Below are 24,973 nucleotides of genomic sequence, written 5' to 3' on the forward strand. Positions count from 1 at the left end.
CACACCCCTAAGTCGACCGATCTCCCCACCCCCGCTTGCTCCCCCCCCCCCCCCTCTCCGCCATCTCCCCCCCCCCCCCCCCCCCCCCCCCCCCCCCCCCCCTTCCCCCCCCCCCCTCCCCCCCCCCCCCCCCCCCCCCCCCCCCCCCCCCCCCGCGCACGAGCAGCACCGCGCCGGTGACCACGCCGGCCGTCAGGTCGAGCCCGGACCGCACCTGGCCCGCCGCGGCTTCGATCCCGGCTCGTTGCCCGGCTTCGCCGAGCGAGGACAGGTCACGGCTCCACAGCACCCCGGTCGGCGTGGGCACGACCTCCTGCTGCCATTCGCCGTCCTGATAGAAGAATCGCGTGTGCAAGGCCTCGTGGTGGGCGACAACGGCGTCGACCGCGATCCGCAGGGCGTCGTGGTCGACGTCGGCGGGCAGTTCGAGCAGCTGCGACATCGTGAAGTGGCCGAGCGGGCCGTGGGTGCCGAAGAACCAGTGCTGGATCGGGGTCAGTGGCGCGGGTCCGGTGATCGGCGTGGTCACATCCGGGTCGAGCGCGGCGGCGGACTGCACGACGGTCGCGAGCCCGGCGATGGTCTGGTGCAGGAAGATGTCGCGCGAGGTCAGCCGCAGCCCGGCCTGACGGGCCTGGGCGACGACCTGGATGCTCAGGATCGAGTCGCCGCCGAGGCCGAAGAAGTTGTCCTCGACGCCGACGCGGTCGTTGCCGAGCACCTCGGCCCAGATGGCCACCAGCTGGTGCTCGACCGGCGTCCGCGCCGCGACGTAGGCCTGGTCGCCGTCCTCGGGGACGCCGGGGGCCGGGAGCGCCCGGCGGTCGACTTTTCCTTGTGGTGTCACGGGAACGGCGTCGATCGGGACGTAGGCCGAGGGCACCAGGTAGTCGGGCAGGCTCGCCCGGAGGGCTTCGCGGAGGTCGGCGGCGGCCGGTGCGGCCGGGCCGGCTGCGACGACGTAGGCCACTAGCCGGGCGTGCCCGTCGTCGCCGCGGTGGGCGACGACGACGGCCGCGGAGACGTCGGGCAGGCGCAGCAGCGCGGCCTCGACCTCACCGGGTTCGACGCGGAAGCCGCGGATCTTGACCTGGTCGTCGAGCCGGCCCAGGTACTCCAGCTGCCCGTCCGCCGTCCAGCGCACCCGGTCGCCGGTGCGGTACATCCGCTCGCCGGGCGCGCCGAACGGGTTCGCGACGAAACTGCCGGCGGTCCGGCCCGGCCGCCCGAGGTAGCCACGCGCGAGCTGCGCACCGGCCAGGCAGAGCTCGCCCGCGACGCCGACGGGTACCGGGCGGAGGTCTTCGTCGAGGACGTGGGCCCGGGTGTTGGCCAGCGGGCGGCCGAGCACCGGCCGGGCGCTCGCGCCGACCCGGCACGACACCGCGTCCACTGTGTACTCGGTCGGGCCGTAGAAGTTGTGCGCCACCGTGACTTCGGCGTCGGACAGGGCGTGCCACAGCGACTCGTCGAGGGCCTCGCCGCCGAGCATCAGGATCTTCGGGCGGTGCCGCGGGTCGGTCAGCAACCCGGCGGGCACGAGCCGGCGCAGGTAGGTCGGGGTCAGGTCGAGGAAGTCGATCCGGTGCTCGGCGATGTGGTCGACGAGGGCGTGCGCGTCCAGCCGGACGTCGTCGCCGATGAGGTGCAGCTCGTGACCGTCGGCCATCAGCACCGGACCCTCGAGCGAGGTGTCGAACGACAGCGTGGCGGTCAGTGCGACGCGCAGCCGCCGTCCTGGGGCGGCGAAGTCGTTGCGGTGGCTGACCAGCAGGTTGGTGAGGTTGTGGTGCGGAACCGCCACGCCCTTGGGCCGGCCGGTGGAGCCGGAGGTGTAGATGACGTAGGCGGTGTTGGCCGCGCGCAACGGCGCGGCGCGATCGGCGTCGGTCAGGTCGGTGCCCGGGTACTCCCCCAGCGCGACGGCGGTCTCCTCGGTGCCGAGGACGAGCCCGCCACCGGGGCCGCCGGTGGTCTCGTGGGTGACGACCAGCGTGGCGCCCGCGTCACGCACCAGCAGCTCGATCCGGTCGGCGGGCAGGGCCGGGTCGATCGGCAGGTAGACCGCCCCCGCCTTGAGCACGGCGAGCAGCGCGACGATCGCGTCGGCCGTGCGCGGCAACGCAAGCGCGACGACCCGTTCCGGACCGGCGCCCAGCGTCACGAGGTGCCGCGCGAGCCGGTTGGCGCGGGTGTTCAGCTCGGCGAAGCTCAGCGTGGTGGCCCCGGCGACCAGCGCGGTCTCGTCCGGGATGCGGTGGGCCTGGGATTCGAACAGCTCGGTGAGGGTGGCCTCGGGGACGTCCCGTCCGGTGTCGTTCCACTCGGCGAGCCGCCGCTGCTCGAGCTCGGTGAGCATCGGGATCTCGCCGACCGGGCGGGCGGCGTCGGCGGCGATGCCGGTGAGCAGCACGGTGAGATGCTCGGCCAGCGCGACGGCGGTCCGCTCGTCGAACAGGTCGGTGTTGTACTCCAGAGACCCTTCCAGGCCACCGTCGACCGGCTGGAACTCGACGGTGAGGTCGAAGTTGGCCGCGTGCCGGGTCACCTCGACCGGTTCGGCGGTCAGCCCGCCGAAGTCCGGCTGCCCGGCCGGGGTCCCGTGCAGCAGCACCATGGCGTCGAACAGCGGGTTGCGGCTGGGGTCGCGCTCGATCTTCAACGCCTCGACGAGCTTCTCGAACGGTGCTTCGGCGTGCTCAAAGGACTCCAGAACCGTCGTGCGGACGGCGTCGAGGAACGCCTCGAACGGCGTGGCTCTGTCCACTGTGGAGCGAACGACGACGGTGTCGACGAAGAAGCCGACCGTCCGCTCCAGTTCCGGGCGGCCCCGGCCGGAGACGACGGTGCCGAGCGCGATGTCGTCGCGGCCGGTGTACCGGGCGAACAGCACCTGGCAGGCGGCGACCAGCACGGTGTAGAGCGTCGTGTCGTGGGCCCGGGCGAGGTCGCCGAGCGCGGTGGCGACCTCGGCCGGGACGCTGAAGGCGTGCAACGCGCCCGAGGTCGTGCGCACGGCGGGCCGCGGCCGGTCGGCCGGCAGGTCGAGGGGTTCGACGCCGGCCAGCTGCGTGGTCCAGTAGGCGAGGTGCCGGTCCAGGGCCGGGCCGGCCAGCCGGTTGCGCTGCCACACGGCGAAATCGGCGTACTGGACCGCGAGCTCGGGCAGGGCCGCCGGTTCACCGCGCACGGCGGCCGCGTAGAGCGCGCCGAGCTCGGCGACCAGGATGCCCATCGACTCGCCGTCGGTGACGACGTGGTGGGCGGTGATCAGCAGGACGTGGTGGTCCTCGGCGACGCGCACCAGCAGCAGCCGGACCAGCGGGCCGCGGCGCAGGTCGAAGGGCCGGGCGTACTCGGCGCCCAGCACCTCGTCGAGATCGGCGGGCCGCAGCGCGGGGTCGGCCGTCAGGTCGACCGTCCGCACGGGCACGTCCGGGGCCGGGTGGACGACCTGGACGGGCGTGCCGGCGGCGTCGTCGATGGTGGTGCGCAGGGATTCGTGCCGGGCCACCAGGTCCCCGAGTGCGCCGGTGAGCGCGGCCGGGTCGAGCGCCCCGGTGAGCCGCAGCCCGACCGCGCTGTTGTACTCGGCGTCCCCCGGCTGGAACTCGTCGAGGAACCACAGGCGCTGCTGGGCGAAGGAAAGCGGCAGGTCCTCCTCGCGCGAGGCCCGGCCGATGACGTCGGTGCGCTCGGCCCGCCCGGCCAGGCGGCGCTTGAGCGTCTCGCGCAGGTCGGCGGGCAGCGCGTCGATGCGGCTCTTTCTCGAGGTGGTCATGGTTCGCTTTCCTCTACGGCACGGCTCGGGCGGTTCGGGGGGGCGGGACGGGTCAGGAAGCCTTGCGGCGGCGGGCGATCCGGCCGCCGGACTGCATCGCGCTGACGGTCCCGGTGGCCGGGTCGGTCAGGAAGCGGCCGCCGACGATCCGGCGGCCGGTGCCGGGCTCACGCACCGAGAACGCCCCGTTGTCGAGCACCGCGAGCTCCGGGTAGACCTCGCCGTCGACGACCAGGACCGCGCCGCCGTCGGCGTGCACGTCGACGTGGTATTCGAGATCGCCGTTGGTGTAGCGGCCGGACAGGCCGGCCGGCGGGTGCGTGGCCCGTGCCCCGTCGCCGGGCAGCTCGTAGTCGCCGACCGGCAGCCCCGCGGTGCGCAGTTCGGCGACCAGGTCCCCCCACAGCGCCGAGCCCGAGCCGGAGTTGGTGGTGAGCGCGACGACGCGGTCGTGCTCAGGGTCCACTCGCAGGTGGCAGGAGGTGCCGTCGGCGGTGCCGTCATGCCCGGTCCAGTCCGCGTCGGCGCCCCGGTAGGCGGCGAGACCGAGACCCCAGCCGTCGGCCAGGCCGAAGGATTCGGCACCCGGTACCGGCCGCCGCATCAGCTCGAGCAGGTCGTCCGGCAGCGGGCTCTCGCCGCCGCCGTACATGCGGCCGAACGCGACGAGGTCTTCCGCGCTCAGCGCGAGCGCGCCCGCCGCGGCCTCGACGCCGCTCAGGGTCTGCGCGACCGGCCGGGCGCGACCGGTGACCGCGTGCACCGCGTGCCCGCTGACGTGGGCATCGGCGCGGCGCCGCGCGCCCGGCTCGACGACGAACGCCGGGACGATGCCGAGCGCTTCGAGCAGCAGCGTGTCCATGGCCTCCCACCAGCTCATGCCGGTGATGGCTTCGACCACGTAGCCGGTGAGGACGTACCCGACGTTGGAGTAGGAGAAGCCCAGCCCGGGCTGCTGGAAGAGGCCGGCGTCGCGGCACGCCCGCAGGTACCGGCGGGCCGACGCGGTGCTCTCGCCGGCCCCGAGCGCGGCCGGCAGGCCGCCGGTGTGGCTCAGGACCTGCGCGATCGTGGGTCTGCCGACCTGGGGGCCGAGGTCGGCGAGGTGCTCCCCGAGGGCGTCGTCGGGCTCCAGGTCACCGTCGGCGACCAGCAGCAGCGCGAGCGCCGCGGTGAACGCCTTCGTGATGGAGCCGACCGGGAACTTCGAGGCGGCGGTGACGTCGCCGACCGCGACGGACCGCGTCCGGCCGCCGTCGTGGATCGCCAGCTGGGCCGCGGGCACCTGGTGCTTGCGGGCCAGGCCCGCCAGCAGGCGCCGCAGCCGCTCGTCCTCGGGGACGGCCGGACCGGGTTGGACCGGGAGGTGGATGGTCTGGGAGAACGTCGAAGAAGAGAGCACGAGCAAGAAACCTTCCGCGTTGGTTCGGGTCCGTGTGGGGCCGGGGTCAGGCGTCGGCGGCCATCTGCCGCTGCAGGCTGAGCGGCCGCATGTCGGTCCACACCTCGTCGACGTGGTCCATGCACTCCTGGCGGCCGCCGCGGAACCCGTCGGCGCGCCAGCCGGCGGGCACCTCATTGGTCAGCGGCCAGAGCGAGTACTGGCCCTCGTCGTTGACCAGCACCTGGAACTCGATGTCGTCCTGCATGTCGGTTTCCTTTCTCGGGTTTTTCAGAGGTCTTGGCCGGCGGCGAGCCGTTCGAGGTCCCGCAGGACCCGTTCTTCGACGAGCTCGGCCAACGCCAGCACCGTGCCGGCGGCGAGCACGTCCTTGGGCGTGAGCTGGACGTCGAAGGCGGACTTGGTCATCGACGTGATCCGCAGGCTGCGCACGGAATCCCCGCCGAGGGCGAAGAAGTTGTCCTCGACGCCGACGCGGTCGAGGCCGAGCGCCTCGGCCCAGATCGCGGCGAGGACCTCTTCGGTTTCGGTTTCCGGGGCCGCGTAGTCCGCGCCGGCTTCCGGCGCGGCGGGCGCGGGCAGCGCCCGCCGGTCCAGCTTTCCGTTGGCGGTCAACGGAAGCGCGTCGAGCGCGACGAAGGCGGCGGGCACCAGGTGCGCCGGCAGGGTCGCGGCGAGGTGCTCCCGCAGCCCGGCCACCGAACCGGCGACGACGTAGGCGACCAGCCGCTGGTCGAGCGCGACGACGGCGGCGTCCCGGACGTCCGGGTGGGTCCGCAGGGCCGCCGCGATCTCCCCGGGCTCGATCCGGAAGCCGCGGATCTTGACCTGGTCGTCGGCGCGGCCGAGGAACTCCAGCGTCCCCCCGGCCCGCCACCGCACCAGGTCGCCGGTGCGGTACATGCGGGAGCCGGGCGCGCCGAACGGGTCGGCCAGGAACCGCGACGCGGTCAGGCCCGGCCGGTTCAGGTAACCGCGGGCCACACCGGACCCGGACACGTACAGCTCCCCCGGCGCGCCGATCGGCACCGGCCGCAGCGCGGCGTCGAGGACGTGGCCGCGGGTGTTGCGGATCGGCCGGCCGATCGGCGGCGTGCCGCCGGGTTCCAGCGGGTCGCTCCAGGTGGCGACCACGGTGATCTCGGTGGGACCGTAGGCGTTGACCATCCGGCGGCCCGGCGCCCAGCGGGTGACCAGGTCGGCGGTGCAGGCGTCGCCGCCGACCACCAGTGTCCGGAACTCCGGCAGCGCCACGTCCGGGACGCTCGCCATCGCCACCGGCGGGATCAGCGCGTGGGTGACACCCCGGTCGCGCAGCACGTCGGCCAGCTGCTCGCCGAGCAGTGGACCCGGCGGCGGCACGACCAGCGCGGCCCCCGCGGGCAGGGCCATGCACAGTTCCAGCACCGAGGCGTCGAAGCTGGGCGAGGAGAACTGCAGCACCCGGTCGCCGGGCCGGACGTCGAAGTGGTCGATCTCGGCGCCGGAGAAGCTCGCCAGCCCGGCGTGGGTGACCACGACGCCCTTCGGGGTGCCGGTCGAGCCGGACGTGTAGATCACGTACGCGGGCGCTGTGAGCGGCACGGCCCGGGTGAACGGCTCAGCGTCCTGGTCGTCGAAGGCCGCCAGCTCGGAGGGAGTCAGCACGACGACCGGGGCCGCGTCTTCGATCATGAACGCGATCCGGTCGGCCGGGTAGTCCGGGTCGATCGGCAGGTAGGCGGCGCCGGTCTTGAGCACGGCCAGCTGCGCGACGACGATCTCCACCGAGCGCGGCAGGACGAGCGCGACGATCCGCTCCGGCCCGGCGCCGCGTGCGGCCAGCGTCCGGGCCAGCCGGTTGGCGCGAGCGTCCAGCTCGGCGAAGGTCAGGCTCTCGTCGTCGGCGAGCACCGCGACGGCGTCCGGGGTGCGGGCCGCCTGCGCTTCGATGAGCTGGGTCAGGGTGACCGGCTCGACGTCGTGGCGGGTGTCGTTGAATGCCAGCAGGATCTCGTCGTGTTCGGCCACGGTCAGGACGTCGAGTGTCCCCAGTGGACGGTCCGGCTCGTCGGCGAGCACGCCGAGCACGTGCTCGAGCTGTCCGGCCAGCCGCTCGATAGTCGCCGGGTCGAACAACGCCGGGTCGTAACCGAGTCCGAGCGACAGGCGCGGACCCGGCGACGCCACGACGCTGAGCGGATAACTGGTCGTCTCCCTCGCGTCGAGGTCGCGCAGGCGCACGCCGTGCCCGGCGACGTTGTCGGCGGTGACTGGGTAGTTCTCGAACACGACGATGCTGTCGAACAGGTTCTGGCCGCCGTCGACGCCGCTCCAGCCCTGAACGGCGGTCAGCGGGACGTGCTCGAACCGGCGCGATTCCGCCTGCGTGGCCTGCAGGTCGCGCAGCCAGCCGGCGGCCGGGGCCGCGGGGTCCACCGTGACCCGCACCGGCAGGGTGTTGATGAAGATGCCGGTGATGTCGTCGACCCCGGCGAGCCCGGCGGGGCGGCCGGACACGGTCGCGCCGAAGCAGACGTCGTCCTCCCCGCTGTGGCGGGACAGCAGCAGCGCCCACGCGCCCTGCACGATCGCGTTGACCGTCAGGCGCTCGCGCCGGGCGAACGCGGCGAGCCGGGCGGTCCGCTCCTCGTCGAGGTCCCGGCCGACCCACACCGACGAGCTCGCCTCGTGGGCGGCCGCCGGCGTCCGATCGTAGGGCAACGGCGTCGGCTCGGTGACGTCGCCGAGTTCGCGGCGCCAGTACTCCTCCGCACCAGCCTGGCCCTGCGCGCCCAGCCAGGTCACGTAGTCGGCGAACGGCCGCCGGTTCGGCAGGACCGGCGCGACGCCGTCGCGCAGGGCGGCGTACGCGGTGCAGACGTCGGACAGCACCTGGAAGACGCTCCAGCCGTCCAGCAGCACGTGGTGGAACGTCCAGAGGAGCTGGACGGCGTCGCCGGGCAGCCGGGCCAGGGTGACCCGCAGTAGCGGCGCGGCCGCCAGGTCGAACGGCATCGCCCGGTCACGGGCGAGCAGGTCACGCAAGGTGTCGGTGGTGCTCCGCCAGTCGAGGTGGGTGACCGGCAGGCGCACGTCCCGCTGCACCACGAGCAGCGGCTCGGGCACGTCCTCCCACACGACGCGGCCGCGCAGGACCGGCGTCCGGTCGACGACGTGCTGCCACGCCGCGGCGAGCGCATTCGGGTCGGTGACACCGTCGAGGACGGCGGTGACCTGTTCGAAGTAGACGCCCTGCGCCTGCTGGGAAAGCCCGTGGAAGACCATGCCCGCCTGCATCGGCGTGAGCGGGTGGATGTCGGCGACGGCGCGGCCGTCCCCGGCGATCCGGTCGACCTGCCGCTGGTCCAGCGCGGCCAGGGGGAAGTCCGACGGCGTCCGGCCGCCGGCGCCGGCGCAGTGCGCGACGACCTCGCCAAGCGCGGCCACCAGCTCGGCGGCCAGCCGTTCCACCGTCTCGGCAGTGTGCACGCCGTGGGAGAAGTACCAGGTCAGTTCCAGGGAGTCGGCGTCCACGCGGCCGACGACGTCGAGCAGGTGGTCCCGGCCCGCCCCGGCGCCGACCGCGGAGTCCAGGCTGCCGGCCGCGCCTTCGAACCGGCCCAGGTAGTTGAAGCCGATCTCGGCGTCGACCGCGGGCGCGGTCCCGGTCAGGTACCGCAGCGCGCCGTAGCCCACGCCCCGTCGGGGTACCGCGCGCAGCTGCTCCTTCACCGACTTCAGCAGCGCATCCCAGTCGTCGTCGATGTGCAGCGCGACCGGGTACATCGAGGTGAACCAGCCGACCGTGCGGGACAGGTCGACGTCGCCGAACAGGTCCTCGCGGCCGTGGCCCTCCAGGTCGACCACCACGCGGTCGCGGCCGGTCCAGCGGGCCAGGACCCGGCCGAGCGCGGCCAGCAGCACGTCGTTGACCTGGGTCCGGTAGGCGCCCGGGACGTCCTGCAGCAGGGCCCGGGTCAGCTCGGCGTCCAGCCGCGCGGTGACCGTGCCGGTGGTCCCGGTCGCTTCACCGTCGACCGGCAGCGGCGCGCCGGCCGTGGTGCGCCAGTAGGGCAGCTCGTCGTCGAAGCCGCCCGCTCCGGCGTGGGCGGCCAGCCGGTTCGCCCACTCGCGGAACGACGTCGTCTTCGGCGGCAGCGGACGCCCCTCGTAGGCCGTTTCCAGATCCTCCACGAGGATGCGCCACGAGACGCCGTCGACGACCAGGTGGTTGACCGTCAGCCGCAGGACGGCCGGTTCGAGCAGCTCGGCGGTGAGTAGCGGTCCGTGGGCGACGTCGATCACCGCCCCGAGGATCTCGGCCGGTTCGGCCGGGGCGTTGACCTGGCCGTCTCCGGTGAACCGCATCCGCAACGCGTCGTGGTGCTCGACCAGCGCTGCCAGCGCGGTGCGCAGGCGGCCGACGTCGAACGGCTCGGCCCGTTCGACCCGGACGGACTGGGTGAAGTCCGCGGCGGCGCCGAAGTCGCCGGTGAAGAACCAGTGCTGGATCGGGGTCAGGGCGGCGGGGCCGCCGACCGGGCCCTGCTCGGCCACGGTCACCGCGGCCGTCCCGGCGGCGACGGCCAGCGCCGCGACGGTCTGGTGGGCGAACAGGTCCCGCGGGGTGAGCGCGAGGCCGTGGCGCCGGGCCCGGGAGACGACCTGGATGCTCAGGATGGAGTCCCCGCCCAGCTCGAAGAAGTTGTCCTCGATGCCCACCGCGGGTACGCCGAGGACGTCGGCCCACACGTCGGCCAGCACCCGTTCGGTGTCCGTACGAGGCGGCAGGTACCCGGCCGCCGGCTCCACGGCCGGTTCCGGCAGCGCCCGCCGGTCGACTTTCCCGTTGCGGCTCAACGGAAGCGCGTCGAGCGTGACGAACGCCGTGGGCACCATGTAGTCGGGCAGGTCCCGTTGCAGCCACGCGCGCAGCTCAGGCACGGCGGCGGTCGTGACGACGTAGGCGACGAGCCGCTTGTCACGGGCGACGACGACGGCCTCGGCGACGCTCGCGTGGGCAGCCAAGGCGTTCTCGATCTCGGCCGGCTCGATCCGGAACCCGCGGATCTTGACCTGGTCGTCGGCCCGGCCGACGAACTCCAGCACCCCGCTCGCCGACCAGCGGACGACGTCGCCGGTGCGGTACATCCGCTCGCCGGGCGCGCCGAACGGGTTGGCGACGAACCGTTCCGCGGTGAGCCCGGGCCGGCCGAGGTAGCCCCGCGCGACGCCGGTGCCGGCGACGAACAGCTCCCCCGCCACGCCCGGCGGCACCGGCCGCAGCCCGGCGTCGAGGACGTAGGCCGCCATGTTGTCGAGCGGACCACCGATCGGCACCACATCGGGCACCGGCTCGTCCGGCGGCAGGACGCAACGGCTGGCGAAGGTCGTGGTTTCGGTGGGGCCGTAACCGTCGACGACGGTCAGGCCGGGGCACGCGTCGCGCACTTGCCGGACGGCGGTGGCGGGGACGACGTCGCCGCCGGTCCACACCTCCCGGACTCCGCGCAGGCACGCGGGATCCTCCTGGGCCAGCAGGCGGAACAGGCCCGCGGTCAGCCACAGCGCGCTCACGTGGTACTCGGCGACGAGCCGGCGCAGGACGTCGGCGTCGACGTCTCCCGGCGGCGCGACGACGACGCGGCCGCCGTTCAGCAGCGGCACCCAGACTTCGTACGTCGAGGCGTCGAACGCTTGCGGCGAGTGCAGCAGCACGCTCCGGTGCGCCTCGCCCGCGAAGGAGCGGTCCGAAGCCAGGCCGACGACGTCGTGGTGAGTCACCGCGACGCCCTTCGGCGTCCCCGTCGAACCGGACGTGTACATCACGTACGCCAGGTTTTCCGGTCGCACCAAGACATCCGGCGCGTGAGCCGGACCGTCGAGGGTCTCGCCGACCCGCACCGTCGGTCCACTGTGGACGTCCTCACGGGACCCATCGGTGACGACCACGGAGACGTCCGCTTCGGCCAGCACCAGCCGCATCCGGGCGGCCGGGGCGCGCAGGTCGACCGGCACGTACGCTGCCCCGGTCTTGAGCACGGCCAGCTCGGCGACGACCAGGTCGGCCGAGCGTTCCAGCAGTAGTCCGACCCGGTCTTCGACGCCGACGCCGAGCGCGATCAGGTGGTGCGCGAGCCGGTTGGCCCGCGCCTCCAGCTCGGCGTAGGACAGCTGCCCGAGGGCCGGAGCGTCCGGCGTCCGCCGCACCTGCTCGGCGAACCGGCTCGCCACCGTGGCCGGGGCGACCGGGTGGGCCGTGGTGTTGAACGTCCGCAGCACGCTTTCGCGGTCGCGGTCGGTCAGCAGGTCCAGCTCGCCGACCGGCCGGTCGGGCGCGGCGGCGATGCGGTCCAGGACGAGGAGCAGGTGCCCGGCCAGCCGTTCGATCGTGGCCGCGTCGAACAGCTCGGGGTCGTGGTCGAACGACACGGCCAGCCGCTCCCCCGGCGTGACGACCACGCTGAGCGGGTAGTTCGTCGGCTGGAGCTCGCCTTCCTCGTGCAGGCCGATCCCGTGCGCGGCGATCTCGTCGGCGTCGAAGGGATAGTTCTCGAAGACGAGGATGCTGTCGAACAGCCCGGCGCCCATCCGGGCCAGGGACACGAAGTCGTACTGCCGGGCCCTGGCCTGGGCCGCCTGCAGGTCTCGCAGCCATCCGGCCACGGTCTGTCCATCCGGGACGGTCACGCGGCTGGGCAGCGTGTTGATGAACAACCCGACCATCGCTTCGACGCCCGGCAGGTCGGCCGGGCGGCCGGAGACGGTGGTGCCGAACACGACGTCGGTTTCGCCGCTGTGCCGGGACAGCACGAGGCCCCACGCGCCCTGCACGATGGTGTTGAGGGTCAGCCCGGCGCGCCGGGCCAGCTCCCGCAGCCCTTCGGCCGGCGCCGACACGTGGTGGGACGCGGTGGACCGGGTGCGGTGCACCTCCTGCGGCCGCCGGTCGTACGGGAGTGGGGTCGGCGTGCGCACCCCGGCCAGCTCGTCGTGCCAGTGTCGTTCGGCGGCCTCGGTGTCCTGTGCGCCGAGCCAGCGCAGGTATTCGCGGAACGGCGGCCGGGGCGCTGGCGTGGCGGCACCGGCGTACCGGGCGCAGACCTCACCGAACACCTGGGCGGCGCTCCAGCCGTCGAGCAGCACGTGGTGGAACGTCCAGATCATCAGAACGTCCCCGCCGGGCAGCCGCGCGAACGCCAGCCGCATCAGCGGCGCGGCGGCGAGGTCGAAGCCCAGCTCCCGGTCTTCTTCGAGGAACCGTTCGCGGTCGTCGTGCCCGGTCCAGTCCAGATGCGTGACCGGCACCGGCGCGGACCGCTCGACAACCTGGACGGGTTCGTCGAGGCCGTCCCAGACGACGCGGCTGCGCAGCACCGGTGTGGCCGCGACGACGTCCTGCCAGGCCTGGGCCAGGCGCTCGGGGTCGGTGACGCCGGTCAGCCGCAGCCGCACCTGGTTGAGGTAGGTGCCGGTCGCGCCGTCGACGAGGCTGTGGAACACCATGCCCGACTGCATCGGGGTGAGCGGGTAGATGTCCTCGACTCCGGCGCCGGTCCCGGCGAGGCGGTCCACGGCGGCCTGGTCGAGCCGGGCCAGCGGGAAGTCCGACGGCGTGCGGCCGCCGGCGTCCGGGCGGGCGCAGTGCCCGACGATCCCGGTGAGCGCGGCGAGCAGCGCGTCGGCGAGCCGGCGGACGGTGTCTTCGGTGTGCACCTGGTCCGAGTAGTGCCAGGTCAGTTCGAGCCGGTCGCCGACGACCGCGCCGACGACGTCGAGCAAATGCCCGCGAGCCTGGTCGGGGTGAGCCGCGCCGTCGAGGCCGCCGCCGTGGTCGAACCGGCCCAGGTAGTTGAAGCTGATCCCCGGTTCGACGTGCGGGGCGGTGCCGGCGAGGTAGCGGAGGGCGCCGTAGCCGACGCCCCGGCGGGGCACCGCGCGCAGCTGTTCCTTGGTCTGCTTCAGCGCGTCGCCCCAGTCGCCGCCGGGCACGTCGAGCGCGACCGGGAAGATCGAGGTGAACCAGCCGACGGTGCGGGACAGGTCGATCCCGGGGAACAGGTCTTCGCGCCCGTGCCCTTCGAGGTCGACCAGGACGCGGTCGCGGCCCGTCCAGTCCGCGACAACCCGGCCGAGCGCGGTCAGCAGGACGTCGTTGACCTGCGTCCGGTAGGCGCCGGGGACGTCGTGCAGCACCGCGTGGGTCGCTTCGGCGGGCAGTCGGACGGTCACCGACCGGGCGGAGGCGTAGGTGTTGGCGCCGGTCGTGTCGACCGGGAGCGCCGGGTCGGCGTCCGTGACGGCCCAGTGGGCCAGTTCGTCGTCGAAGCCGCCCGCGGCGGTGTGCTCGGCCAGCGTGCGGGCCCAGTCGCGGAAGGACGTCGTGCGGGCGGGGAGTTCGCCGCCGTCGAGGAGGGTTTCGAGGTCCTCCAGCAGGATCCGCCACGAGACGCCGTCGACCACCAGGTGGTGCGCGGAGAGCGTCAGCGTGGTGCCGTCGAGGTCGGCTCGCAGCAGCGGTCCTCGTTCGAGGTCGATCGTGGCGCCGAACACGTCCTGGACGTCGGGCGCGTGGTGCTGGCCGCCGTCGGTGAACCGCAGCCGCAGCGCGTCGTGGTGCAGCTGTAGTTCCCGCAGTGCGCGGCGCAGCGCCGCCGGGTCGGCCGCGGGCAGGTCGATCGAGACCGACTGGACGAACTGTTCGGGGTGCACCGGCTCTGGGTCGAGGTACCAGCGCTGGACGGGCGTCAGCGGCGCGGCGCCGGTCACCGGTCCCTCGTCGGCCGTGGCCGCAGCGGGGGTGGTGTTCGCGGCGAGGGCGAGCGCGGCGACGGTCGGGTGGTCGAACACCTGGCCCGGCATGAGGTCCAGCCCGGCCCGGCGGGCCCGGGAGACGACCTGGATGCTCAGGATGGAGTCGCCGCCGAGTTCGAAGAAGTTGTCGTCGGCGCCGACCCGGTCCACCCGCAGGACTTCGGCCCAGATGCCGGCCAGCAGCCGCTCGGCGTCGGTGCCGGGCTCGCGGTACGCCCGCTCCGGCGCTCGATCCGGCGCGGGCAGCGCCCGCCGGTCGACCTTGCCGTTGTCGTTGAGCGGCAACGCTTCCAACGGCACGTAAAGCGCGGGCACGAGGTAGTCCGGCAGGGACCGGAGCAGGAACTCCCGCAGGTCCGGCGTCCCGGTGGTGACGACGTAGGCGACGAGCCGTTTGGCCCCGGCGTTCTCCGCCGCGACGACAACGGCTTCGACGACGTCCGGGTGCGCGGTCAACGCGGTTTCGATCTCGCCCAGCTCGATGCGGAAGCCGCGGATCTTCACCTGGTCGTCGGCACGGCCGGCGAATTCGAGGACTCCGGTGCGGGTCCAGCGGACGAGGTCGCCGGTCCGGTACATCCGGGTGCCCGGCGTGCCGAAGGGGTCGGCCAGGAACCGTTCGGCGGTCAGGCCCGGCTGGCCGAGGTAGCCGCGGGCGAGCCCGGTGCCGGCGAGGTACAGCTCGCCGACGGCGCCCGGCGGGACCGGCCGCAGCCCGGCGTCGAGGACGTAGGCCGCCATGTTGTCCTGCGGCCGCCCGATCGGCACCACGTCCGGCACCTGCTCCTCGGCCGGCAGCACGAAGTGACTGGCGAACGTCGTGGTCTCGGTCGGGCCGTAGCCGTCGACCACGGTCAAGCCCGGGTTCGCGCGCTGGACCTGGCGGATCGCCTCGCCGGGCACGACGTCGCCGCCGGTCCACACCTCTTCGACACCGCTCAGGCACGCGGGATCTTCCTGCGCCAGCAGCCGGAACAGCCCGGCGGTCAGCCACAGCGCGGTCACGTCGTGCGCGCCGATCAGCCGGCGCAGCACGTCGGCGTCCAGGTCGCCGGGCGGCGCGACGACCACCCGGCCGCCGCTCAGCAGGGGCACCCACACCTCGTACGTCGACGCGTCGAACGCCTGTGGGGAGTGCAGCAGCACCGACCGGTGCGCAGAACCGGAAAAGCACCGGTCCAGGGCCAGGCCCACGACGTCCCGGTGGGTCACCGCCACGCCCTTCGGCGTGCCGGTCGAGCCCGAGGTGTACATGACGTAGGCCAGGTTTTCCGGGCGCAGCACCACGTCCGGTGCGGTCTCCGGCTGGTCGTCACCGTCGTCGACGCGCACGGTTGGTCCATTATGGACGCTCTGGTCCCCATCGGTGACGAGCACCCGCACCCCGTCGAGCAGCGCGTGCAGGCGTTCGCGCGGGGCTCGGGCGTCCAGCGGCAGGTAGGCGCCGCCGGCCTTGAGCACCGCCAGTTCGGCGACGACGACGTCCGCCGACCGGCGCAGCAGCAGTGCGACCAGGTCGTCCGGGCACGTGCCGAGGGCGACAAGCCGATGGGCCAGGCGGTTCGCGCGCGCGTCCAGCTCGGCGTAGGTCAGGGTCTCCTCGCCCGTGACGGCGACCGCGTCCGGGGTGCGCCGGACCTGCTCGGCGAACAGCTCCGGCACGGTCGCGGCGGGGAGGTCGTGCGCGGTGTCGTTCCAGCGGACCAGGACGTCGTGCCGCTCGGCGCCGGTGAGCATCCGCAGGTCGGCGACGGGCTTGTCCAGTCCGGCCGCCAGCTCGGTGAGCAGCGTGCTCAGGTGCCCGGCGAACCCGGCGACCGTCTCGGCGTCGAACAGCTCCGGGTCGTAGCCGAAGGCCAGGTCCAGCCGGTCCTCGCCGGGGTAGGCGACCACGCTGAGCGGGTAGTTGGTGGTCTCGACGCCGCGCAGGTCGCGCAGCCCGAGCCCGTCGGTGACCGGGTAGTTCTCGAAGACGAGCAGGGTGTCGAACGAGGTCACCGGCGGCGCGTACTCGAACCGCCGCGCGTCGGCCTGGGCGGCTTGCAGGTCTCGCAGCCAGTCGCGGGCGGTGGCCCGGTCGTCGACGTCGGTGACCAGCGGCAGGGTCGTGATGAACATGCCGGTAATCTCGTCGACCCCGGCCAGTTCGGCGGGCCGCCCGGCGACCGTGGTGCCGAAGCAGACCTCGGGCCGTCCGCCGTGGCGGGCCAGCAGCACGGCCCAGGCGCCCTGGACGAGGGTGTTCAGGGTCAGGCCGTGGCGCTGCGCGGCGGCCCGCAGCGGCCCGGCCGCCACGTCGGCGCGCAGTGACGCCGTCGACTCGACGGTGTGCCGCTCAGGAGTGCGATCGGTACGCAGCCGGACCGGCTCCGGGCGGCCGGAAAGCAGTTCGCGCCAGTACGTTTCCGCCGCGAAGGAGTCCTGTTCGGACAGCCAGCGGACGTGGTCGCGGAACGGGCGCCGGGTGGGCAGCGGCCGGCCGGCGTGTGCCGCGGAGACGTCGGAGAGCACCTGGAAGAGGCTCCAGCCGTCCAGCAGGAGGTGGTGGAACGTCCAGACGACCCGGACCTCGGTCGCCGACAGCCGCGCGATGAGCAGCCGCGTCAGCGGCACCGCGGTCAGGTCTAGCCCGGCCGCTCGGTCGGCGGCCAGCACGACGTCCAGGTCTTCGGGATCGGCGGTCCCGTCGCGGTGGTCGACGGGCAGGGTGACCTGCCGGTGGACGACCTGCACGGGGACGTCGACGCCGTCCCAGACGACCCGGCTGCGCAGCACCGGCGTCCGGTCCACGACCTGCTGCCACGCGCGGGCGAGGGCGGCCGGGTCGGAGACACCGGTCATCACGAACGTGACCTGCTGGAGGTAGGCGGACCGGGCGTCGCCGGTGAGCCCGTGGAAGAGCATCCCGGTCTGCGCCGGGGTGAGCGGGTAGACGTCCTCGACGTCGCGGCCGTCCCCGACGACCGTGTCCACGCCTGCCTGGTCGAGGCGTGCCAGCGGGAAGTCCGACGGCGTGCGGCCGCCCGCGGCCGGGTCGGCGCAGTGCGTGGCGATGTCGGCCAGGCCGTGCACGAGGTCGTCGGCGACCGCGGAGATGGTGGCCTCGCGGTGCAGGCGGTCTGAGTAGAACCAGGTGATTTCCAGGCAGCCGTCCGTGACCCGGGCGACCACGTCGATGGCGTGCGCACGGATCGCGCCGGGACTCTGCGAGAGTTCGAGGTCCCGCTCGAGCCCGCGGTACAGATCACCGGTCACTTCGAAGCGGCCGAGGTAGTTGAAGCTCAGCCGGGGCGTCACTGCGGGGGCGGTGCCGGTCAGGTAGCGCAGCACGCCGTAGGACAGCCCGCGTGCCGGGATCGCGCGCAGCTGTTCCTTGGTCCGCTTCAGGGCTTCGCCCCAGTCGCCGCCGGGCACGTCGAGCGCGACCGGGAACAGGGACGTGAACCAGCCGACCGTGCGGGAGAGGTCGACGTCGTCGAACAGCTCCTCGCGGCCGTGCCCTTCGAGGTCGAGCAGGACCCGGTCGGCGCCGGTCCAGCGGCGCAGGGCCCCGCCGAGCGCGGTCAGCAGGACGTCGTTGACCTGCGTCCGGTAGACGCCCGGGACGTCCTGCAGCAGCGCGCGGGTCAGCTCGGCGTCCAGCCTGGTGGTGACGGTCCGGGTACTGGCCACGGTGTTGCCGTCGTCGGTGTCGAGCGGGATCTGGGTGCCGTCGACCGCGCGCCAGTGATCGAGGTCCTCGGCGAACGAGTGCGCGGCGAGCCGGGCCGACCAGTCCTGGAAGGACGTGGTCCGCGGGCTCAGCTCGCGGCCGTGATAAGCGTTGTCGAGGTCCTCCAGGAGGATCCGCCAGGACACGCCGTCCACGACCAGGTGGTGCACGGCGAGGTGCAGCGTGGTGCCGGTCAGGTCCGCACTCAGCAGCGGGCCGTTTTCGAGGTCGATCGTCGCGCCGAAGACGTCGATGTCGCCCGGCTCGGCGTGGTGCTCGGTCCAGCCGGTTTCGGTGCGGCGGAACCGCAGCCGCAGGGCGTCGTGGTGGCCGACGACGGTGTTCACCGCGGCGCGCAGCCGGGTCTCGTCGACGTCGTCGGCCAGCCGGACGCTCAGCTCCTGGGCGAAGTGGTCCGGGTCGGCCGGGTCGGCGTCGAGGAACCAGCGCTGGATCGGGGTCGGCGTCACCGCACCCGTCGCCGCCTCCCGCGCCACGGCTGGGGCCGCGGTGCCGGCGGCCGCGGCGAGCGCGGCGATCGTCTGGTGCCGGAAGACGTCGCGGGTGGTGATCTTCAGGCCGGCTTTCGCGGCCTCGGACACCAGGCGAATGCTGAGGATCGAATCCCCGCCCAGCTCGAAGAAGTTGTCCTCGACGCCGACTTCGGGCAGCCCGAGCGCGTCGGCCCAGATCTCGGCGAGCACCCGTTCGGCCGGGGTCCGCGGCGCCACGCGGGTGGTGGCGCCCGCCCAGTCGGGGGCGGGCAGGGCACGCCGGTCGAGCTTGCCGCTGGGGTTGAGCGGCAGCCGGTCGAGCGGCACGAACGCCGAGGGCACCAGGTGCGCGGGCAGCGAGCCGGCGAGGAACTCGCGCAGGTCGGCAGGCGCAGCCGGCACCACGTAGGCGACCAGGCGCTGGTGACCAGCGTCCTTGCGCGCGACCACGACGGCCTCGGTGACGTCCGGGTGCTGCCGCAGCGCGGCTTCCACCTCACCGGGCTCGATGCGGAAGCCGCGGATCTTGACCTGGTCGTCGGCGCGACCCAGGTACTCCAGCTCGCCCCGCGCGGTCCAGCGCACCACGTCGCCGGTCCGGTACATCCGCGCACCCGGCGTGGCGAAGGGGTCGGCGACGAACCGACCGGCGGTCAGCCCCGGCCGGCCGAGGTACCCGCGGGCCACGCCGGCGCCACCGAGGTGCAGCTCGCCGGGGACGCCGACGGGCACCGGCCGCAGCCCGGCATCGAGGACGTAGGCGTGGATCCCGGCGACCGGACGGCCGATCGGCGGGGTGCGGTCGGTGTCGTGGTACCAGGCCGTGGCGTACACAGTGGACTCGGTCGGGCCGTAGATGTTCGCGATCCGGCTGTCCGGCAGCGCTTTCCGGATGTCGCGCAGCGCGTGCAGGGTCAGCGCCTCACCGGCCAGGACCACCGTCGAGGGCCGCACGGAGACCGCGCCCTGGGCCAGCAGCTGGGCGAACGCCGACGGCACGCCGCTCACCAGGCCGACTTCCCGGCCGGCGTCCGCCTGCTCGCCGAGAGCCAGCACGTCCCGGACGATCTCGACGGTGGCGCCCGCCATCAGCGGCGCGAAGAGCTCGAACACCGAGACGTCGAAGTTGAGCGACGTCGACGCGACGACGGTCGACCCGGGCCGCAGGACGTCCCCGAGGTCGGCGGCCGCCCACGCCATCAGGTTCGCCGCGCTGCGGTGGGCGATCACGACGCCCTTGGGGCGGCCGGTCGAGCCGGACGTGTGGATCACGTAGGCCGGGTTGGCAGGATCGAGGGAGCTGTCCACCGGCGCCGTCGACCGGCCGGCGAGCAGGCCGGGGTCGTCGAAGGCCACCGAGGCTCCTTCGCCGTCCGCGGTGAGCATCAGGACCGGGGCCGCGTCGTCGAGAATGAGCGCGATCCGGTCGGCCGGGTAGGCCGGGTCGACTGGCAGGTACGCCGCGCCGGACTTGAGGACGCCGAGCAGCGCCACCAGCAGCCGTTCCGTGCGCGGCAGCGAGACGGCGACGAGCCGCTCGGGTCCGGCGCCTTGCTCGCGCAGGACCCGAGCCAGCTGGTTGGCCCGGTCGTCGAGCTCCTGGTAGGTCAGGCGGCGGCCGCCGCAGACGACGGCGACGGCATCCGGCGTCCGGGCCGCCTGGGCCTCGAACAGCCGAGGCAGGGTGAGCGCGGGGACGTCGACGGCCGGGCCGCGCGCAAGCTCGTGGAGCCGGGCCAGCTCGGCACCGTCCATCATGGACAGTTCGGCCAGCGGCCGGCGCGGGTCGGCGACAACGGCGTCGGCCAGCACCCGCAGGTGTCCCGCGAAGCGGTCGATCGTCGCGGCGTCGAACAGGGCCGTGTCGTACTCGATCGCGACGCCGCGGCCCTGCGGCTGGAACTCCAGCACTAGGTCGAACCGGGCCCGGGGGCGGGGCAGGTCGTGCTCGCCCAGCTGCAGGGCGCCCGCCTCCCGGGGCCGGACGAGGTCCTGCTGGAGCACCAGCAGGACCTGCGCCAGCGGCGTGCGGCCCGGGTCACGGGCCGGCCGCAGGTCGTCGACGACCTGGTCGAAGGGCACCTCGCCGGCGGCAAACGCCGCCAGCGCCGTTTCCTTGACCTGGCCGAGAAACGCGTCGAACGGCTGCGCCGGGTCGACGGTGGAGCGCAGCACCAGGGTGTTGACGAAGAACCCGGCCAGGCGCTCCAGCTGGTCGTGGTCGCGTCCCGACACCGCGGTGCCGACGGCGATGTCGTCCTGCCCGGTGTAGCGGGCCAGCAGCACCTGCACCACCGCGGTCAGCGTCGTGAACAGGGTGGCGCCGGTGTCGTGGCCCAGGGCGGCGAGGCCGTCCGGCAGCGGATAGCGGCGGATCGCGCCGCGGGTTTCGCGGACCGGCGGGCGCGGGCGGTCGGTGGGCAGCTCCAGCGGCTCCAGCCCGGCCAGCTGCTCGCGCCAGTACGTCAGCTGCCGCTCGCGCAGCGGGCCCGCCAGGCGCTCTTGGTGCCAGCGGGAGTAGTCGCGGTACCCGATCGGCGCCGGAGCGAGCTCCTCCCCCGCGTAGAGCGCGGCGAGCTCGTCGACGAGCAGGCCGACCGACCAGCCGTCGGTGACGATGTGGTGCTGGCACAGGAGAAGCAGGTGCTCGTCGGGACCGAGGCGGATCAGCGTGGCGCGGGTCAGGGGCCCGGCGGCCAGGTCGAAGGGGCGGTCCAGCTCGGCCGCGAGCAGCGCGTCCAGGTCGTCGCCGGCTTCGGTCTCGCGCACCGGGATCGACCCGGTTCCGGCGACCACCTGGACGCCCTGCCCGTCGACGGTGCGGAAGGTCGTCCGGAGGGCCTCGTGCCGCGCGACCAAGCCGTCCAGCGCGGAACGCAGGGCTTCGCGGTCGAGCGGGCCGGACAGCGTGAGCCCGACGCCGGCGTTGTACTCGGTGCTGCCCGGGTTCTGCTCGTCGAGCATCCACAGCCGGCGCTGCACCGGTGAGATCGGGACGACGTCTTCGTGGGCGCCGCGCTCGATCCGGCCGCTCGCCGGGCGGCCGTCCTCGGGCAGCAGCTCGGCGAGCTTCGTGATGGTCCGGGCGTCGAACACCACCCGCGGAGACAGGTCCGCGCCGAAACGGGCGCGGATCCGGGCCAGCACCCGGGCGCCGAGGATCGAGTCCCCGCCGAGTTCGAAGAAGTCCGCGTCGACGCCGACTTCGGGCACGCCGAGCAGGTCGGCCCAGATTTCGGCCAGGATCCGCTCGGTCGCGGTCCGGGGCGGGGTGTGGGTCGCGCGCACCTGCGCGGCCCAGTCGGGCTCCGGGAGCGCGTCGCGGTCGAGCTTGCCGTGCGTGGTCAGCGGCATCCCGTCGACCGGGACGAAGGCGGCGGGCACGAGGTACGGCGGGAGCTTGTCCATCAGGGCCGAGCGCAGAGCGGCCGGTTCGGCGTCCCCGGCGACGTAGGCGACCAGGCGTTTGACACCGGGCTGGTCCTCCCGGGCGACGACGACCGCTTCCCGGACATCCGGGCGGCTCAGCAACAGCGCTTCGATCTCGCCGGGCTCGATGCGGAAGCCCCGGATCTTGACCTGGTGGTCGGTCCGGCCCACGAACTCCAGCTCGCCCGACGTAGTGCGGCGCACGACGTCACCGGTGCGGTACATCCGGCTGCCCGGCGCGCCGAAGGGGTCGGCGACGAACCGGCTCGCGGTCAGTCCCGGCCGGTCGAGGTAGCCGCGGGCCAGGCTCGGGCCGGCGAGGTGCAGCTCACCGGTGGCAGCCGGGCGCAGCGCCTCGTCGAGCACGTGGACCGTGGTCTCGGGCAGCGGCTTGCCGATCGGCGGGGTTCCGCCGGGCGCGAGCGGGTCGCTCCAGGTGGCCACGACGGTCGCCTCGGTGGGACCGTAGGAGTTGATCATCCGGCGGCCGGGCGCCCAGGTCCGGACCAGTTCGGGCGGGCAGGCGTCGCCGCCGACGATCACGGTGCGGAAGTCCGGCAGGCCCGCGGCGTGCATGGCGGACAGCGTGGCCAGCGCGACCGGCGGGATCAGGGCGTGGGTGACCCGGTGGTCGGCGAGGACCTCGGCCAACCGGTCGCCCAGCAGCGGGCCGGCGGGCGGGACGACGAGCGCGGCGCCCGAGGGCAGCGCCATGCCCAGCTCCAGGATCGAGGCGTCGAAACTGGGTGAGGAGAACTCGAGGACCCGGTCGCCGGGGCGGACGTCGTAGCGGTCCCGCATCGCGGCGAAGAACCCGGCCAGGCCGCGGTGGGTGACGAGCACGCCCTTGGGGACACCGGTCGAACCGGAGGTGTAGATCAGGTACGCGGGGTGGCCGACGTGCAGCGGGCGCGGCCGGTCCGCGTCCGTGAGGTCGTGGCCGGGCCGGCCGGCGAGCAGCCCGGGCCGGTCGAGCGCGATCGTGGTGGTGGTTCCGACACCCTCGGGTGCGACGGCCGAGCGGGTCAGGACGAGCACCGGCCGCGCGTCGGCCAGCGTGAAGGCGATCCGCTCGGCGGGGTGGTCCGGATCGATCGGCAGGAACGCCGCGCCGGCCTTGGCCGCCGCCAGCTGCGCGACGACCAGGTCGGCCGACCGCGGCAGCGCGAGCGCGACGACCGTCTCCGGTCCGCAGCCGTGCTCGACGAGCACGCGCGCCAGCTGGTTGGCCCGGACGTTCAGCTCCGCGTAGGTCAGCGTCCCGTCCGCGCCGGTCAGGGCGGCCGCGAGCGGACTGCGAACGGCTTGTGCCTGGAACAGCTCGGCGAGGTGCGCGGGCGTCGGCACGCTGGAGGACGCCGTCCCGGTCACGGCGACCGGGACGTCAGAAAACGGCATTTCCGGAACCTTTCGAGCACGATGAGATCCACGCCGGACCAGCCGGACGCCGGACGAATACGAAAGACGGGTTTACCGGGATTTCTTCACTGTGGTATCGGCCCGAACCGCGCGCCGCGCGGCACCGGTGATCGTGAAGACATACCCAAGATCCTTTCTCGAACCAGAAGCGCGCCGACGAGCTCGGAACCCGTTCCGAATCGACAGTCACACCTGACTGTCGACATCGAGCCGTCGCCACGGCAAATCTGTGACGACCTCGGCTCTTCGAACGGGAAAGCAGGTCGCCCCAGCGGTCCGTGATCCCCCAACAACCGGATTCGCCATTCACGTTACCCAAGCGAGATGGGGCTCGTACCGCCAAACGGAGCATCACCGCAAACCATCGGGAAGACCGGCAAAAGACCGTCACCCGACAGGAAACAGATCCCGCCGAACAGTTCACTCTTCTGCCGAATCTGTACCACCAATGACGCGTTTGATACGCGAAAAACGCTGCTACCTGCGACTATCCACCGCTCGACCACGCCGGCGCCACCACCGTCTCCCGAGTTTCGGGATCACCCGATTGACATGTAACGCGAGCGCGGCCCACAAAGACGGTCGCCGGAAAAGATCCGCGACCACCAAGTAAATCCGACAAATTGCCAAGCGGACGACCGAATTCCACATTGCCGTGGACATACTGATCAATCGGACACTCTCGGAACATCCGGTGATCTTTTGACGCACCGGAACCCGCTTCTCGACTAAAGAGCGGACGGCGGCGCCGACACTGGTTCGTTGACGTGAACGGGGCCGGCCGACCGCGTCAGGGCTGGTGCCGGTACAGCAGCAAGGCGGTGTCGTCCGGCCGGAACGTCTCGGGCTGGATCGCCAGCAGGGCGTCGGCGACCGTGTCGAGGTTCCGGCCGCCCAGCTCCGCGAGCAGCGCGCCGGCGCGGTCGATGCCGTCGTCGATGTACTGGCGCCGCGCCTCGACCAGGCCGTCGGTGTACAGCAGCAACAGTGAACCGGCCGGCAGCAGCACACTGGCCTGAACGCGCGCGCCGCGGGCCGGCACCCCCAACGGCGTGCCCACCGCCTCGCCGAGCCGTCGATGGCTTCCGGCGCCCGGGACGCTCAGCAACGCCGGCGGATGCCCCGCCGACGCGTAGTCGAGATGACCGGTGCGCACGTGCACCACCGCGCAGAAGACGGTGGTGCAGAACGCGCCTTCCAGATCGGCGGCGAACGTGCTCAGCGACGTCAGCGTCTCCGCCGGACCACGGTTCTCCAGCAACAGCACCCGCGCGGCACTGCGCAACTGCCCCATCACCGTCGCCGCCTTCAGGCCCTTGCCCACGACGTCGCCCACCATCAGCGCGCACCGGTCCCCCGGCAGCGGGACGACGTCGTGGAAGTCGCCCCCCACGACCAGCAACGGGTCCTCGTCCGGGCGGCGCGAAGCGTCGTCGTGGGCCGGCCGGTAGCGCACCGCGATGTTCGCGGGCAGGTCGTGCGTGGGGCCGAGCATCGCGTGCTGCAGAGCGAGCGCGATCTCGGCGGTACGGCGCCGCTCGCGTTCACGGTCGAGCTCGTCCTCGGTCCGGGAGGTGATGTCGGTGATCACCATCGCGACCAGCCGCTCCGAGCCTTCGCCGTCGAGGGCGAAGGCCGCGACCTCGAGGTCGCGGCCGGTCTCCTCCAGGCGCTGGACGCGGCGGACCGTGCGGCCCGTGCGCCAGACCTGCTCGTAGAGGGCGTCCCACGGGGCGGACTGGTCAGGCGCCAACCGCTCGCTGACCGCGTCACCGGAGGGATCGGCCATGCCGGTGTGCACGACGACCGCGCTGTTGGCGTACACGCACACGAAGCCCGCGGGCGTGTCGCGGCGCATCACGACAACGCCGTAGGGAGCGCGGTCCAGCACCTCCCGGCTCCACCAGTGCTCGACGCTCGCGCTCACGCCGGAAAGATCC

General features: G+C 73.4%; 5 protein-coding genes. All 5 read right to left on the reverse strand.

Annotated elements, in window-relative coordinates:
• Nucleotides 1-7: 7 nt before the first annotated feature.
• Complete coding sequence (locus tag ACZ63E_RS25820; protein WP_465338674.1) at nt 8-3,781, reverse strand: amino acid adenylation domain-containing protein; 3,774 nt, start codon at nt 3,779-3,781, stop codon at nt 8-10.
• Between the two features lie 52 nt (nt 3,782-3,833).
• Entirely contained in the window at nt 3,834-5,183 is a 1,350-nt protein-coding gene (locus ACZ63E_RS25825) for a serine hydrolase domain-containing protein (RefSeq protein WP_465338675.1), read from the reverse strand.
• A gap of 46 nt (nt 5,184-5,229) precedes the next feature.
• Complete coding sequence (locus tag ACZ63E_RS25830; protein ID WP_247050600.1) at nt 5,230-5,430, reverse strand: MbtH family protein; 201 nt, start codon at nt 5,428-5,430, stop codon at nt 5,230-5,232.
• 23 nt (nt 5,431-5,453) lie between these two features.
• Complete coding sequence (locus tag ACZ63E_RS25835; protein WP_465338676.1) at nt 5,454-23,012, reverse strand: non-ribosomal peptide synthetase; 17,559 nt, start codon at nt 23,010-23,012, stop codon at nt 5,454-5,456.
• Between the two features lie 811 nt (nt 23,013-23,823).
• Complete coding sequence (locus ACZ63E_RS25840) at nt 23,824-24,960, reverse strand: PP2C family protein-serine/threonine phosphatase (RefSeq protein WP_465338677.1); 1,137 nt, start codon at nt 24,958-24,960, stop codon at nt 23,824-23,826.
• Between the last annotated feature and the right edge of the window lie 13 nt (nt 24,961-24,973).

The sequence above is a fragment of the Amycolatopsis sp. NPDC104819 genome, assembly GCF_055583145.1.